Genomic DNA, 14,184 nt, shown 5'->3' on the forward strand with positions numbered 1-14,184 from the left:
CCGGAGAGATCCGGCGGGCCTTTTGTCGTCAGCTCTTTGGCCAATCGGGCTCACTGATGCTTTGCAGCAGTTGCGGTTCTATCCCGTCGATGCGAGCGATAACGGCCTTGGCCAGCTCGCGGCCGCCGTGGCGCACGTCCTCGTAGATCGTGATGATTTCCGGGCGGATCCAGTTCAGCACATCGGTCGATTGCTTGGCGACCATATCGATGTCGCGGCCGAGGCGAAATCCGGCCGCTTCGATGCCCGCGTTGACGGCAATGGCGCCGCCGCCGCTAGAGCAGACGATACCATCCGGTGGATGCGACGAGCGCATCAGCGCCTCGACGCTGTCCCTGATATCGGCCAGGGGGGCGTCGGTCGTCACCCTCAGGGGAATTTCCTCGGCGCCGAATTCGTGCAGGCCGATCTGGAAGCCGATGCGGATGTGCGAATAATAGGTGAGCTTGCTGGCGGGCTGCAGGAGCGCGAGGCGACGCCGGCCCTTGGCGACCAGGGCCCGAACGGCCTCGTGAGTGAAGGCTTCGTTGTCAAAGTCGTGGAAGGGGTGAACGATGCCCATGTCCGTCCGCCCGTGCGTGGCGAAGGGCAGGCCGCGTTCGTGCATCAAGCGGACGCGCGGATCGTCCGGCTCGGTTCGCGATATGATGACGCCGTCTGCGGAGCCCGTGTCGAGAATATAGCGCACCGGCAGCAGGGGATCCTTGCTGTGCGAATGCGGGGTGATCACCAGATGATACTGCGTGCTCGCAAGAACTTCCGAGATGCCGAAAACCATCTGGCTGGTGAATCCCATGATTTCCTCATCGATGCTGAGCACCAGTGCAATGACATTGGTCTTGCCGGTCCTCAGGCGCACGCCGGCGCGATTCGGCTGATACCCCAGCTGCCGGGCGACCATGCGCACGCGCTCCTTGGTCTCCGCGCCGATATCCGAGGCATCCTTCAATGCGCGCGAAACGGTGGTAATCCCGAGTCCCGTCATGAAGGCGATGGTCTTCAGCGTTGGTCGTTCGGGTGCGGACGATGTTCCGCCCCCTGAGATTTTCTTATTGTCCATTCCGTTCAAGCTCGCCTCCCGGCCGCCTCCCGCAGCCAATCCGCTTATATTGCCCACATGCCCGCCGCAAGCATAGACGCAATGCGACACCTCTTGGACTAATGTTAAAAACTGTAACGATACAGTTCAAAAGTCGAGTGCTATTTTGATGCGCGTTTCCGTTGATACTCCCTTGGTTGTGTCAGACGGCACAACCGAGAAAAACTCTAGCGGCAAAGCGATGAGGTGGTGTGTTATAGGAACGGAGCAGAATATATGACGTATTATCAATGATATATGGCATTTTTCGTCAAGAGAATCCGGTTCGCGTCACATTGCGGTACTTCCGTCTTCCACAGGAGGGATATAATTTTAGGTTGTATAATCGGTCGCTGCTAAAAAATTACAGATAGGCGGTTGCGTGTCGAAAATGATTCGACTACGTTTTTCCGGCAACGTTTCAGTGAGGGAGGAGAACTCATGAATATTCGTTTGATGGCTGCCGCTTTGCTTGCATCTGTCGCGATTCCGGCTTTTTCAGTAAATGCGACCGATCTTGAGGTAACGCATTGGTGGACATCGGGCGGTGAAGCTGCTGCCGTGAAGGTTCTGGCGGATCAGTACAATGCTCTGGGCGATAATCACTGGGTCGACGGCGCGATCGCCGGATCCGGTTCCACGGCAACGCCGCTGATCGTCAGCCGCATTCTCGGTGGCAACCCCATGGGCGCAACGCAGCTCAATACGGGCCGCGACGCCGAGGAACTAGTCAAGGCCGGCCTTATGACCGATCTGACGGATCTCGCCGAAAAGGAACACTGGAAGGACATCATTCGTCCGGCCAGCCTGCTGGCTTCCTGCACTTACGAAGGGCGCATCTATTGCGTTCCGCTCAATATCCATTCCTGGCAGTGGCTTTGGCTCAACCGGCATGTCTTCGAAGACAACGGCCTGAAGGTTCCGGCCAACTGGGATGAATTCGCGGCCGATGCGCCGAAGCTGCGCGAGAAGGGCATCGTTCCGCTCGCAACCGGCGCCCCGTGGCAGGTGGACGGCGTCCGCAACGTCATGCAGGTCGGCATCGGCGGCAAGGACACCTATCTGGCGATCTACGACAAGAAGAACGCCGATGCGGTCAACAGCCCCGAGAACCGCAAGGTGTGGGATGCTTTCGCACAGGCTCGCGACATGGTCGATGATAGCTATTCGGGCCGCGACTGGAACGTCGCCACCAACATGGTCATCACCGGCAAGGCCGCTGGCCAGATCATGGGCGACTGGGCGCAGGGCGAGTTCGGTGTCGCCAAGCAGGTTGCCGGCAAGGACTATGACTGCCTGCCGGGTCTCGGCTTCCACGCGCTGCTCGATACCGGCGGCGACAGCTTCTACTTCCCGAAGAACAGCAATGCCGACATCACCAAGGCGCAACTCGAGCTTGCAAGCATGCTGGTCTCCAAGGAAACCCAGGTGAAGTTCAACCTGGCCAAGGGCTCCCTGCCTGTTCGCGGCGACGTCGATCTGGCTGCTGCCAACAGCTGCATGAAGAAGGGTCTGGAAATTCTGCAGAACCCGGACAACGTGCTGCCGGGTGTCACGCAGCTGCTCGATCCCGATACCCGCGGGCAGATGACCGATCTCGGACTGCAGTTCTTCTCGTCGAAGATGACCGTCGACGAGGCGCTCGCAAAGCAGGCCGACATCATCAAGCAGGCGCACTGACACACGACCATCCTATCAATCGCGATGGCAAGCATCGGGGCGGGCGAGGGTTCTCGCCTGTCCCGATGCGCGCCACCAACGGAGGTATCGATGGCTAACGCTGTCCGGCCACTTGGTTTGTTCCGCAACCTCAATGCGAAGATCGCCGCCATCCCGATGGTGCTGACCGTGATCGTCGTCTTCGTCGGTTGCACGCTCTGGACCGTCATCTATTCGTTCACCGACTCGAGGCTGCTCCCCAGCTCCAATTTCGTCGGCCTGGCGCAGTATCAGCGCCTGTGGGGCACCGATCGCTGGAATATTTCGATCGGCAACCTCGCCACTTACGGCATTCTCAGCTTGATTTTCGCCTTCGTCGTCGGCTTCTTTCTTGCCGTGCTGATGGATCAGAAGATCCGCTTCGAGAATACGTTCCGAACCATTTTCCTCTATCCCTTCGCTCTGTCCTTCATCGTTACCGGCCTAGTCTGGCAATGGATCCTCGATCCGGCGCTCGGGTTGCCGAAGTTGATGCAGGATATGGGATTCACAAGCTTCAATTTCGCGCTGCTCGGCAATCAGAAGACCGTGCTCTATGCGCTGGTCATTGCCGGTCTCTGGCAGGGCACCGGGCTTGTCATGGTGCTGATGCTGGCGGGTCTGCGAGGGATCGACGGCGAGATCTGGAAGGCGTCGCGCGTCGACGGCATTCCTGCCTGGCGGACCTATATCTTCGTTGTCATTCCGATGATGCGGGGCGTCTTCGTCACCACGCTCGTTATCGTCGCCTCGGGCATCGTGCGCGTCTACGATCTCGTCGTCGCCATGACATCAGGCGGACCGGGCTTCGCGTCCGAGATGCCGGCCAAATACGTCTACGACTTCATGTTCCAGCGTTCCAATCTGGGCCAGGCGCTTTCCGCCTCCACCGTCATGCTGGTCACCGTGTTCATCTTCGTCGTGCCGTGGGCTCTCATCGAGTTCCGCCAGAAGCGCCGGTAAGGGAGGAACCCATGGCACTTGCCGCTACCATCGAACCTTCGGGCACCAAGCCCAAGCGCCGCTTCGAACCGCGCACGATCATGCTTTACGGCATTCTCGGGCTGGCCGCGCTCTACTATCTCCTGCCTCTCTATGTGATGGTCGTCACCTCGCTCAAGGGAATGCCGGAAATTCGCATGGGCAACATCTTCGCGCCGCCCATGGAAATCACCTTCGAGCCATGGGTGAAAGCCTGGTCGCAGGCCTGTACCGGCCTCTACTGCCACGGTATCCAGATCGGCTTCTGGAACTCGGTGAAGATCCTCGTTCCGAGCGTCATCGTTTCGATCGCGATTGCGTCGGTCAACGGTTACGCGCTGGCGAACTGGCGCTTCAAGGGATCGGAAGTCTTCTTTACGATCCTGCTGTTCGGCGCGTTCATTCCCTATCAGGTCATGCTCTATCCGCTGGTCATGGTGCTGCGCGAACTCCATCTGTTTTCCACGCTCGGCGGCATCGTGCTCGTGCATACGATCTTCGGCATGCCGATCAACACGCTGCTGTTCCGCAATTACTTCGCCTCGCTTCCGCCGGAGCTTTTCAAGGCGGCGCGCGTCGATGGAGCGGGCTTCTGGCAGATCTTCCTGCGCATCATGCTGCCCATGTCGCTGCCGATCTTCGTCGTCGGCATGATCATCCAGATCACCGGCATCTGGAACGACTTCCTGTTCGGCGTCATCTTCGCCGGCACGCAGAACTATCCGATGACCGTGCAGCTCAACAACGTCGTCAACGCCGTGCAGGGCGTGAAGGAATACAACGTCAACATGGCCGCAACGCTACTGACCGGCGCGGTGCCGCTTATCGTCTATTTCGTGTCCGGACGGCTCTTCGTCCGGGGCATCGCCGCCGGCGCAGTGAAGGGGTGATCCATGAACAGCAGCGTTTCCATCAAAGACCTTTCGCTGAATTTCGGTGCGGTCAACGTTCTGAAAAATCTCAATCTCGAGATCAACGACGGCGAGTTTCTGGTGCTTCTCGGCTCGTCGGGCTGCGGCAAGTCGACCTTGCTCAACTGCATTGCAGGGCTGCTCGACATCAGCGAAGGGCAGATCTTCATCAAGGGCAAGAACGTCACCTGGGAGGAGCCCAAGGACCGCGGCATCGGCATGGTGTTCCAGTCCTACGCGCTCTACCCGCAAATGTCGGTCGAAAAGAACCTCTCCTTCGGCCTGCGCGTCGCCAAGGTGCCGGGAGATGAGATCAAGAAGCGTATCGCGCGTGCCGCCGAGATCCTGCAGATCGAGCCGCTCCTGAAGCGCAAGCCGGCCGAGCTTTCGGGCGGCCAGCGTCAGCGCGTCGCCATCGGCCGCGCCCTGGTGCGCGATGTCGATGTCTTCCTCTTCGACGAGCCGCTGTCGAACCTCGATGCCAAGCTGCGCTCGGAACTGCGCGTGGAAATCAAGCGGCTGCACCAGTCGCTGAAGAACACGATGATCTACGTCACCCACGACCAGATCGAGGCGCTGACGCTCGCCGACCGTATCGCCATCATGAAGAACGGCGTCATCATGCAGCTCGACGACCCGACGACGATCTACAACGAGCCGCGCAACCTTTTCGTCGCCGGCTTCATCGGATCGCCGTCCATGAACTTCCTGCGCGGCGAGCTGGTCAATCGCGAGGGCAAGGTGGTGTTCGCGACCAATGACGTGCTGTTCTCCCTCGATGGCTACAAGGCAGGCGAGGCGTTGCAGGCCGGGCGCAAGGTCGTGCTGGGTGTTCGCCCGGAACATATCAAGGTCAATGAAGAATTGGCTTCGGGCGCGGAGGTTCACAATGCTACCGTCGATATCGAGGAGCCGATGGGCGCCGATAACCTGCTGTGGCTGAAACACGCCGGCCATACCATGTCGGTCCGCGTCAACGGTTCCCGGCGTTTTGGCCCCGGTTCGGCTGTGAAACTCGGCTTTGACATGTCTCTCGCATCGCTCTTTGATGCGCAGACAGAACTCAGAATCTGATCCCATGCTCGGAGGCGGCAAAGCCGCCTCCGTCTTACAGCGGTCCGGGGAGGTCCGATGTCGTCTTCGATCAATGATAACTTCACCGTCGATCTGGCCGGGTCGTGGAGGCTGACGTCTCCCCACAGCGACCATTCGCTTTCCATGTCGCTACCCGGTGATGTCCACACGGCCCTCCACGCGGAAGGGCTCATCCCCGATCCTTACTTCGGTCGCAACGAAGAAGTGGTGCAGTGGGTCGCCAAGCAGGACTGGGAGCTGACGCGCAGCTTCACGCTCGATGATGCCGGCGGAGACTGGTATCTCGACATCGACTATCTCGATACGGTCGCGAGCGTCTACGTCAACGATGCGCTGGTGCTGGAGGGCAACAACTGCTTCCAGCGTTATCGTCCCGATGTCTCGAAGGCATTGAAGACGGGTGAGAATACCATTCGCATCGTGCTGCATTCGAGCATCGCGACCGGGGCCGCGCTCCAGGCGAAACAGCCCTTCTACATCCCCTACAGCACCGGCAATTCTCCGATCCCTAACGGTAACATGCTGCGCAAGCCGCAATGCCATTTCGGCTGGGACTGGAACATTGCGATCGCGCCGCTCGGGCTCTACGGCACTATCGCGCTGAAGAAGCTCGAGATCGCCCGCATCGAGAATGTCGTCACCCAGCAGATCCATAATGACGACGGTTCCGTCGATCTCAAGGTGACGGTGGCGCTGTTCGCCAAGGGAACCGGCATCGCGCAGCTCTATTTTTCGCTCGATGACGAGCGGGTGCGCCTCGATGTCGGCGTCAATGCCGGCGAGACGTCCATCACTCATGTCTTCCATGTCGACAAGCCCAGGCTCTGGTGGCCGGCCGGCAATGGCGAGCAGGCGCTTTATGCCCTGTCCGTCGAAACCAGTTTCGAAACCGTCACGCGGCAGATCGGCCTGCGCACGGTCGAGTTGATGACCGACGAGGACGAGGCCGGAAGCCGCTTCGCGCTAAAGGTCAACGGCCGCGAAATCTTTGCCCGCGGGGCCAACTGGATCCCGGCCGATGCCCTGTTCTCGCGCTCCAAGCCGGAGCTGACCGAGGATCTGCTGCAATCTGCGGCGGCCGCCAATATGAACGTCATCCGCGTCTGGGGCGGCGGCTTCTACGAACATGACTGGTTCTACGACACCTGCGACCGCTTGGGGCTGATGGTGTGGCAGGACTTCATGTTCGCGTGCAATCTCTATCCCTCCACGGGCGATTTCCTGGAAAATGTCGAGGCGGAGGTGGACTATCAGGTGCGCCGGCTGGCGACACATCCTTCCATCGTTCTCTGGTGCGGTGATAACGAGCTGGTGGGAGCGCTCACCTGGTTCGAGGAATCGCGTAGGGATCGCGATCGCTATCTCGTTTCCTACGACCGGCTGAACAGGACGATCGAGAAGGCGATGAAGAAGGCGTTGCCGGATGCGATCTGGTGGCCGTCCAGCCCGGCTTCGGGCTATCTCAATTTCGGCGATGCCTGGCACGCCGATGGCTCCGGCGACATGCATTACTGGTCGGTCTGGCACGAAAACAAGTCCTTCGACAATTATCGCACCGTGCGTCCGCGCTTCTGCTCGGAATTCGGCTTCCAGTCCTATACGTCGCTGCCCGTCATCAAGACCTATGCCGACGCGAAGGACATGAACATCGCTTCTCCGGTCATGGAGCTGCACCAGAAGAATGCCGGCGGCAACGAGCGCATTGCCGGCACGATGTTCCGCTACTTCCGCTTCCCGAAGGATTTCCCGAATTTCGTCTATCTGAGCCAGGTTCAGCAGGGCCTCGCCATCAAGACGGCGGTGGAATATTGGCGCTCGCTGAAGCCGCATTGCATGGGCACCATCTACTGGCAGCTCAACGACACCTGGCCGGTGGCCTCCTGGTCCAGCCTGGACTATGGCGGCCGGTGGAAGGTCATGCATTATCTGGTGCGGCGGTTCTTTCAGCCGGTATCGGTCGCGGCAATTCCGTCCGAGGACAACAAGACCATCCGCTTTTCACTGGTCAACGACACCAACGCCGACATCACGGCCGATATTTCGGTATCGCTGTTGAAGCTCGACGGTGAGCGCGTGCCGCTGACGACTGCCCATGCGGTCTGCACGCCGGATGCGGCGATTACCGCATTGTCGATCGACGCGGATCAGGTGCCGGCCGATTGCCTGCTGGCGTGGCGTTTCACCGCATCGAACGGCATGGGCGGCGAGGGGCATTATGTCCACGGTACCTACAAGGCGCTCGAGCTTCAGCCCGCCGGCTTGACGGTGCTCAGGGAGGAGACGACGGAGAACGGGACGGTGGAACTCACTGTCACCGCCAAGGGACTCGCGCTGTTCGTGATGATCGAGAGCGAGGTAGAGGGGCGCTATTCCGATAACGCCTTCGATCTTGCCGCCGGCGAAAGCCGCCGCATCGTCTTCACGCCGGCAAGCCCATTGACAGGCGGCATGCCGGACTTCCGTATCTACGATCTGGAAACGAGCCAGTCGGTGGCCGGCCAATCGACGAATTGAGCTATTCGCGCCGCCACGGCGGCAATTTCGGGGCCAAAAGCCCAAGACAGACGGCCGGGAGGCCATTGGAGGAGTATCGATGACGAAACTTGGATTTCAGCTTTATAGCGCCCGCAATTTCCAGCCTTATTCGGAGATCTTCGTCAAGCTCGGCAAGGCCGGCTACGCTGAGGTCGAAGGCTTTGGCGGCATCTATGCCGATCTTGACGAGACGGGTCTCAAGAATCTGCGTGCCGAACTCGACAAGAACGGCCTGACCTTGGCGAGCGGCCATTTCAGCCCGGATTTTCTCGACGGCGAAGTGCAGAAGTCACTGACCATTGCCAAGACCCTCGGCATGGATTCGATCTATGCGCCGCACATCGCTGCCGACCAGCGCCCGACGGACGCCGCCGGCTGGCGCGCTTTCGGCAAGCGCCTGCATGAAATGAGCAAGCCCTACAAGGATGCGGGCTTCGAGTTCGGCTGGCATAACCATGACTTCGAATTCGTGAAGCAGGCCGACGGTTCGCTGCCGATCGAGCAGATCTTCGAGGCCGCGCCGGATATTTCCTGGGAAGCCGATATCGCCTGGGTCATCCGTGGCGGCGGCGACCCCTTTGCCTGGATTGAAAAGCTGGGTCCGCGCATCACGGCCGTTCACGTCAAGGACATCGCGCCGGCCGGCGAGAACAAGAACGAAGACGGCTGGGCCGACGTCGGTCACGGCACGGTTCCGTGGGCGAAGCTGCTCAAGGCTCTGGCCGGCACGAAGGCCAAGCATTTCGTCGTCGAACATGACAATCCGAGCGACGTCGATCGCCTGATCACACGCTCCATCGCATCCTTCAAGAGTTTTTGAGGCACTTCCAAATGGCTAAGGAACTTGGCGTCGGCATCATCGGATGCGGCAATATTTCAACGACTTATTTCTCGCTCTCACCGCTCTTCAAGGGCCTGAAGGTGCTGGCCTGCGCGGATATCAACATGGATGCGGCGCGTCTGCGCGCCGAGGAATACAAGGTCAAGGCCCAGACCATCGACGAACTGCTCGCCAATGACGAGCTTGACGTCATCGTCAACCTCACCATCCCGGATGCGCATTTCCCGGTTTCCAAGCGCATCCTCGAAGCGGGCAAGCACGTCTACTCGGAAAAGCCGCTCGTGCTCACCTTGGAGCAGGGCGAGGAGCTGCGCCGCATCGCCAAGGAAAAGGGGCTGGCCGTCGGCTGCGCTCCCGATACTTTCCTCGGCGGCGCGCATCAGCTCGCGCGCAAGTTCATCGATGACGGCGGCATCGGCCGGATCACTTCGGGCGCCTGCTACGTCATGAGCCCGGGCATGGAAATGTGGCATCCGAACCCGGACTTCTTCTTCCTGCCCGGCGGCGGCCCGATCCTCGACCTCGGACCGTATTATATCGCCAACCTCATTAATCTGATCGGCCCGGTGAAGCGCGTCGGCGCGATGACGTCGATGGCGTCGGAAACCCGCACCATTACCAGCCAGCCGCGCAATGGCGAGACCATCCCGGTGAAGACGCCGACGACGATCCAGGCGCTGCTGGAATTCGTCAGCGGCGCACGGATCACGCTGACGGCAAGCTGGGATGTGTGGTCGCACCGTCACGCGAATATGGAGCTCTACGGCACCGAGGGCTCGCTCTACGTGCCGGACCCGAACTTCTTCGGCGGGACGGTGGAAGCCAGCGGTCGCGACAAGGATATCAAGCCGCTGGAAAACTGGGCGCATCCGTTCGGCATCGCCAATCAGGAAAGCCCGAGCGGCCCGCGCGCCAACTATCGCACGGCCGGCCTTGCCGACCTTGCCGCGTCGCTGATCGACGGGCGTGATGCGCGTTGCTCGCTCGACCGCACGCTGCACGGCGTCGACGTGATGACGTCGATCCTGAAATCGGGCGCGGAAAACCGCTTCGTCGATCTGACCACGACCTGCACGCAGCCGGCGGCGCTCTGCATCGAAGAGGCGCAAGCGCTCTTGAAGTAAGCGCAGGAAAAGCTAGTTTGCGCGCGGGTGAACAACCCGCGCGTTTTTTCATCTCGAAGGAATAGTTATCATGGCTTGGCAACCGGCATCCGACCGCTATGCGAAAATGAAATACAACAGGGTCGGTCGCTCCGGCCTGAAGCTGCCGGCGGTCTCGCTGGGGCTTTGGCACAATTTCGGCGGCGACACGCCGCATGACCGCAAGATCGACATGTGCCGCACGGCTTTCGATCTCGGCATTACCCACTTCGATCTCGCCAACAATTACGGACCGCCTCCCGGCAGCGCCGAGACCGCTTTCGGCGAAATCCTGCGCACGGAATTCGCCGGCCTGCGCGACGAGCTGATCATCTCCTCCAAGGCGGGCTACGACATGTGGCCGGGCCCCTATGGCGAATGGGGCAGCCGCAAGTATCTGATCGCCTCCTGCGACCAGAGCCTGAAGCGCATGGGCCTCGACTATGTCGATATCTTCTATTCCCACCGCTTCGATCCGGATACGCCGCTCGAAGAAACCTGCGGCGCGCTCGACCATATCGTCCGTTCGGGCAGGGCGCTCTATGTCGGCATCTCCTCCTATAACTCGCAGCGCACCCGCGAGGCTGCCGCGATCCTCAAGGACCTCGGCACGCCTTGCCTCATTCACCAGCCGAGCTATTCCATGCTCAATCGCTGGGTCGAGGATGACGGTCTGGTGGATACGCTCGAAGATCTCGGCATCGGGTCCATCGTCTTCTCGCCGCTGGCGCAGGGCATGCTGTCGACCAAGTATCTCGGCGGCATTCCGGACGACAGCCGTGCGGCGCAGAACCACTTCCTGAAGCGCGACTTCATCCGTCCGTCGATCATCGACAATATCCGCAAGCTCAACGAGATCGCCGAAAAGCGCGGCCAGACGCTGGCGCAGATGGCGATTGCCTGGGTTCTGCGCGGCGGCCACATCACCTCGGCCCTGATCGGCGCCAGCCGTTCGTCGCAGATCGTCGATTGCGTCAAGGCGCTCGACAATCTCGAATTCACGGCGGAAGAGCTGAAGCAGATCGATGTCTATGCCCGCGAGGCCGACATCAATCTCTGGGCCAAGTCGGCCGAACGGGACTGACAATCATAAAACGCCCGGAACCAGGTTCCGGGCGTTTTACTATATACTGCCGCTCGTCGAGGTCTCTGGAGGAGAGAGTTTCATGATCCGCAATCCGATCTTGCCGGGTTTCAATCCCGACCCGTCCATCTGCCGTGTCGGCGAGGACTACTATATCGCCACCTCGACATTCGAATGGTATCCGGGCGTACAGATCCATCATTCGCGCGATCTGGTGAACTGGACTCTGGTCCGGCGGCCGCTGGAGCGTGCGTCGCAGCTCGACATGCGCGGCGAGCCCGACAGCTGCGGCATCTGGGCGCCTTGCCTCTCTTATGCGGACGGCCTGTTCTGGCTCGTCTACACCGACGTCAAGCGCTACGACGGCAACTTCAAGGATGCCCATAACTATATCGTGACCTCCCCGAGCATCGAAGGCGAGTGGTCCGAACCGGCCTACGTCAACTCCTCGGGTTTCGACCCTTCGCTCTTCCATGACGATGACGGGCGCAAGTGGTTCGTCAACATGCAGTGGAACCACCGCACCGAGAGCTACGGCGGCTCGCCGAAGACGCCGGCTTTCGACGGTATCCTGCTGCAGGAATGGGATCCGGTGGAAAAGTCGCTGAAGGGGCCGATCAGAAACATCTTCGCCGGCACGGAGCTGGGGCTAGTCGAAGGGCCGCATCTCTTCAAGCGCAACGGCTGGTACTATCTGACCACGGCCGAAGGCGGCACCGGTTATGACCATGCCGTGACGATGGCCAGATCGCGCGACATTGCCGGCCCTTACGAATTGCATCCGAACAAATACCTGATCACATCGAAGGATCATCCGGAAGCGTCGCTGCAGCGTGCAGGTCACGGCCAATATGTCGAGACGCATGACGGCCAGTTCTATCACACGCATCTTTGCGGACGGCCGTTGCCGCCGCATCGCCGCTGCACGCTCGGTCGCGAGACCGCTCTGCAGAAATGCCTGTGGAAGGAAGACGGCTGGCTCTATCTCGAGAACGGCACCGCCGTTCCGGATGTCGAAGTGCCTGGCCTGAATGGTGCACAGCGCATCGAAAAGCCGCGCCGCAGCGGCTATAACTTCGACGAACGCCAATTGCCGATGGATTTCCAGTGGCTGCGCACGCCGCAACCGGAGCGCATCTTCAGCCTGACGGAACGTCCGGGGCACTTGCGGCTCTTCGCCCGCGAAAGCATCGGTTCCTGGTTCGAGCAATCGCTTGTCGCCCGTCGTCAGGAGCATCACAGCTTCCGCGCCGAAACTGTCGTCGAATTCGAACCCGACACCTATCAGCAGGTTGCCGGACTGACGCATTACTACAATCGCTTCAAGCTGCATGCCATCGCCGTGACGCTGCACGAGAAGCTCGGCCGCTGCGTCACCATCATGACCTGCCCGGGCGACTACCCGAACGGCCGGCTGAGCTTTCCGATCGAGGGCGGTGTTGCCGTGCCGAACGGGCGGATTCAGCTTGCCATGGAGGTGCGCGACAACGACCTGCAATTCTTCTGGCAGGCGGAAGGCATGGGCGCATGGCAGGCTGTCGGCCCGGTGCTCGACGCCGGCGTCATCTCGGATGAGGGCGGCCGCGGCGAGCACGGATCCTTCACCGGCGCTTTTGCGGGCATGTTTGCCTTCGATACGTCGGGGCGGGCAAAGACGGCGGATTTCGACTGGTTCAATTACGATGAGTTGTGAGGCTGTCGACGGCTGGCGGCGGTGCGGGCACAAGGTCGGGCCGACCGATCGGGTCCATTACGGAATTGTAATTCGACTGTCAGATTCGTTTCATGTCTGTCACGATAAGGTCGCGCGCAGATTCTGAAATGAGGAAACAACCAATGAGAAAAATCTTCACTGTCCTTCTCACGGCGTCCGTCCTGGCGATGCCGCTGGCTGCGACGGCGCAAGTCAGGCCGGCACCGGCGGCCAAACAGACGGCTGTCCAGAAAGACGTGGTGAAGAAGAAGGTGGTTGTCCGCAAGGGCGGCTGGGTCAAGGGGCGCCGCCTTTCTGCTTCCGACCGCCGCCGTGCGGCGGAAATCGACTATCGCGCCTATCAGCTGTCCACACCTCCGCGCGGCTATCACTGGGTTCGCATCAACACGAACTTCCTGCTGGTCGGCATTACGAGCGGCCTGATTTCAAAGGTGCATGAAGCCCGGTAGGCTGGTCGCGATCATTATCGAATAAAGCAAGGGCGGCTCACAAGGACCGCCCTTTTTTCATGCCGAAAGCCGGACCAACGCCCCGAAGTCATGACCTCCACCAAAGGTGGAGGTTTGAAACGCTGCGCTTGAACCACTAGAAGTGGTTTTGTTAGTGCTTAGTAGCTACGATTAAAGAGGTCGGCAAAGTCGGAAGCTTTGTCGGCCTTTTCTTGGTTCCGGATATATTGTCTGACGACCTGCTCATTATAGCCCGTCGTCGACACGAAATACCCACGTGCCCAAAAGTGATACCCTTTGTAGCGGCGCTTACGCGCGTACTTGTTGGCAATGTAAAGAGCCGTCTTGCCCTTCAAAAATCCAACTATATGCGCGACCGAGTATTTCGGCGGGATCGATATCAACATGTGGACATGATCGGGCATCAAATGACCCTCTTCGATCTGGCAGCCCTTTTGCTGAGCCAGACGACGTAAGAGTTCACCCAACTCTCGACGCACATCCCCGTAGAGTCTTTTCGTTCGGTATTTGCTGCCAAAAACAACGTGATATTTGCAGTCCCACGTCGCATGCGAGAGCGATTGCTCATCCATATAACCTCCTTGTTTGAAGTCTGGGCCACGCCAGCGGTTCAAGCAGGAGGTCTCTCAACTACC

12 protein-coding genes are annotated in these 14,184 nt (G+C 60.0%); 10 read left to right on the forward strand and 2 right to left on the reverse strand.

Features of this window, described 5'->3' with window-relative positions; all coding sequences use genetic code 11:
- Positions 1–28: 28 nt before the first annotated feature.
- A complete protein-coding gene (locus GR212_RS25840; RefSeq protein ID WP_163990928.1) occupies positions 29–1,060 on the reverse strand; it encodes a LacI family transcriptional regulator in 1,032 nt (343 codons plus the stop codon).
- Positions 1,061–1,519: 459 nt separating this feature from the next.
- Here GR212_RS25840 and GR212_RS25845 point away from each other — a divergent pair, with 459 nt between their 5' ends.
- The 10 genes from GR212_RS25845 (at position 1,520) to GR212_RS25890 (ending at position 13,528) form a co-directional block, all read left to right on the forward strand.
- Entirely contained in the window at positions 1,520–2,758 is a 1,239-nt protein-coding gene (locus GR212_RS25845) for an ABC transporter substrate-binding protein (protein WP_163990930.1), read from the forward strand.
- Between the two features lie 90 nt (positions 2,759–2,848).
- Positions 2,849–3,739, forward strand: a complete 891-nt coding sequence (locus tag GR212_RS25850) for a carbohydrate ABC transporter permease (protein ID WP_163990931.1) — start codon at positions 2,849–2,851, stop codon at positions 3,737–3,739.
- 11 nt (positions 3,740–3,750) lie between these two features.
- Positions 3,751–4,647 carry a carbohydrate ABC transporter permease gene (locus GR212_RS25855; protein WP_163990934.1) on the forward strand — a complete coding sequence of 299 codons (897 nt, stop codon included), beginning with the start codon at positions 3,751–3,753 and terminating at the stop codon, positions 4,645–4,647.
- A gap of 3 nt (positions 4,648–4,650) precedes the next feature.
- Entirely contained in the window at positions 4,651–5,742 is a 1,092-nt protein-coding gene (locus GR212_RS25860; RefSeq protein ID WP_163990936.1) for an ABC transporter ATP-binding protein, read from the forward strand.
- A 57-nt stretch (positions 5,743–5,799) separates the two neighbouring features.
- Positions 5,800–8,277 (forward strand): beta-mannosidase, encoded by a 2,478-nt coding sequence (locus GR212_RS25865; protein WP_163990937.1) that lies wholly within the window; start codon positions 5,800–5,802, stop codon positions 8,275–8,277.
- A 79-nt stretch (positions 8,278–8,356) separates the two neighbouring features.
- Positions 8,357–9,118, forward strand: a complete 762-nt coding sequence (locus GR212_RS25870) for a sugar phosphate isomerase/epimerase family protein (protein WP_163990940.1) — start codon at positions 8,357–8,359, stop codon at positions 9,116–9,118.
- Between the two features lie 11 nt (positions 9,119–9,129).
- Positions 9,130–10,263 (forward strand): Gfo/Idh/MocA family protein, encoded by a 1,134-nt coding sequence (locus GR212_RS25875; protein ID WP_163990942.1) that lies wholly within the window; start codon positions 9,130–9,132, stop codon positions 10,261–10,263.
- A 70-nt stretch (positions 10,264–10,333) separates the two neighbouring features.
- Complete coding sequence (mgrA, locus tag GR212_RS25880; RefSeq protein ID WP_163990943.1) at positions 10,334–11,365, forward strand: L-glyceraldehyde 3-phosphate reductase; 1,032 nt, start codon at positions 10,334–10,336, stop codon at positions 11,363–11,365.
- A gap of 82 nt (positions 11,366–11,447) precedes the next feature.
- Complete coding sequence (locus GR212_RS25885) at positions 11,448–13,058, forward strand: glycoside hydrolase family 43 protein (RefSeq protein WP_163990945.1); 1,611 nt, start codon at positions 11,448–11,450, stop codon at positions 13,056–13,058.
- A 143-nt stretch (positions 13,059–13,201) separates the two neighbouring features.
- A complete protein-coding gene (locus tag GR212_RS25890) occupies positions 13,202–13,528 on the forward strand; it encodes an RcnB family protein (protein ID WP_163990947.1) in 327 nt (108 codons plus the stop codon).
- A gap of 158 nt (positions 13,529–13,686) precedes the next feature.
- Here GR212_RS25890 and tnpA read toward each other — a convergent pair whose 3' ends face one another.
- On the reverse strand, positions 13,687–14,121 hold the full coding sequence (tnpA, locus tag GR212_RS25895) for an IS200/IS605 family transposase (RefSeq protein WP_113356627.1): 435 nt from the start codon (positions 14,119–14,121) through the stop codon (positions 13,687–13,689).
- Between the last annotated feature and the right edge of the window lie 63 nt (positions 14,122–14,184).

Source organism: Martinezella lusitana (genome assembly GCF_010668395.1).
Taxonomy (GTDB): Bacteria; Pseudomonadota; Alphaproteobacteria; order Rhizobiales; family Rhizobiaceae; genus Rhizobium; species Rhizobium lusitanum_A.

Excerpts from the sequence above, each read along its gene's own strand:
- GR212_RS25875 (WP_163990942.1), top strand. The coding sequence starts at position 9,130 with ATGGCTAAGGAACTTGGCGTCGGCATCATCGGATGCGGCAATATTTCA.
- GR212_RS25850 (WP_163990931.1), top strand. The coding sequence starts at position 2,849 with ATGGCTAACGCTGTCCGGCCACTTGGTTTGTTCCGCAACCTCAATGCG.
- GR212_RS25865 (WP_163990937.1), top strand. The coding sequence starts at position 5,800 with ATGTCGTCTTCGATCAATGATAACTTCACCGTCGATCTGGCCGGGTCG.
- GR212_RS25870 (WP_163990940.1), top strand. The coding sequence starts at position 8,357 with ATGACGAAACTTGGATTTCAGCTTTATAGCGCCCGCAATTTCCAGCCT.
- GR212_RS25885 (WP_163990945.1), top strand. The coding sequence starts at position 11,448 with ATGATCCGCAATCCGATCTTGCCGGGTTTCAATCCCGACCCGTCCATC.
- GR212_RS25890 (WP_163990947.1), top strand. The coding sequence starts at position 13,202 with ATGAGAAAAATCTTCACTGTCCTTCTCACGGCGTCCGTCCTGGCGATG.
- mgrA (WP_163990943.1), top strand. The coding sequence starts at position 10,334 with ATGGCTTGGCAACCGGCATCCGACCGCTATGCGAAAATGAAATACAAC.
- tnpA (WP_113356627.1), bottom strand. The coding sequence starts at position 14,121 with ATGGATGAGCAATCGCTCTCGCATGCGACGTGGGACTGCAAATATCAC.
- GR212_RS25845 (WP_163990930.1), top strand. The coding sequence starts at position 1,520 with ATGAATATTCGTTTGATGGCTGCCGCTTTGCTTGCATCTGTCGCGATT.
- GR212_RS25855 (WP_163990934.1), top strand. The coding sequence starts at position 3,751 with ATGGCACTTGCCGCTACCATCGAACCTTCGGGCACCAAGCCCAAGCGC.
- GR212_RS25860 (WP_163990936.1), top strand. The coding sequence starts at position 4,651 with ATGAACAGCAGCGTTTCCATCAAAGACCTTTCGCTGAATTTCGGTGCG.
- GR212_RS25840 (WP_163990928.1), bottom strand. The coding sequence starts at position 1,060 with ATGGACAATAAGAAAATCTCAGGGGGCGGAACATCGTCCGCACCCGAA.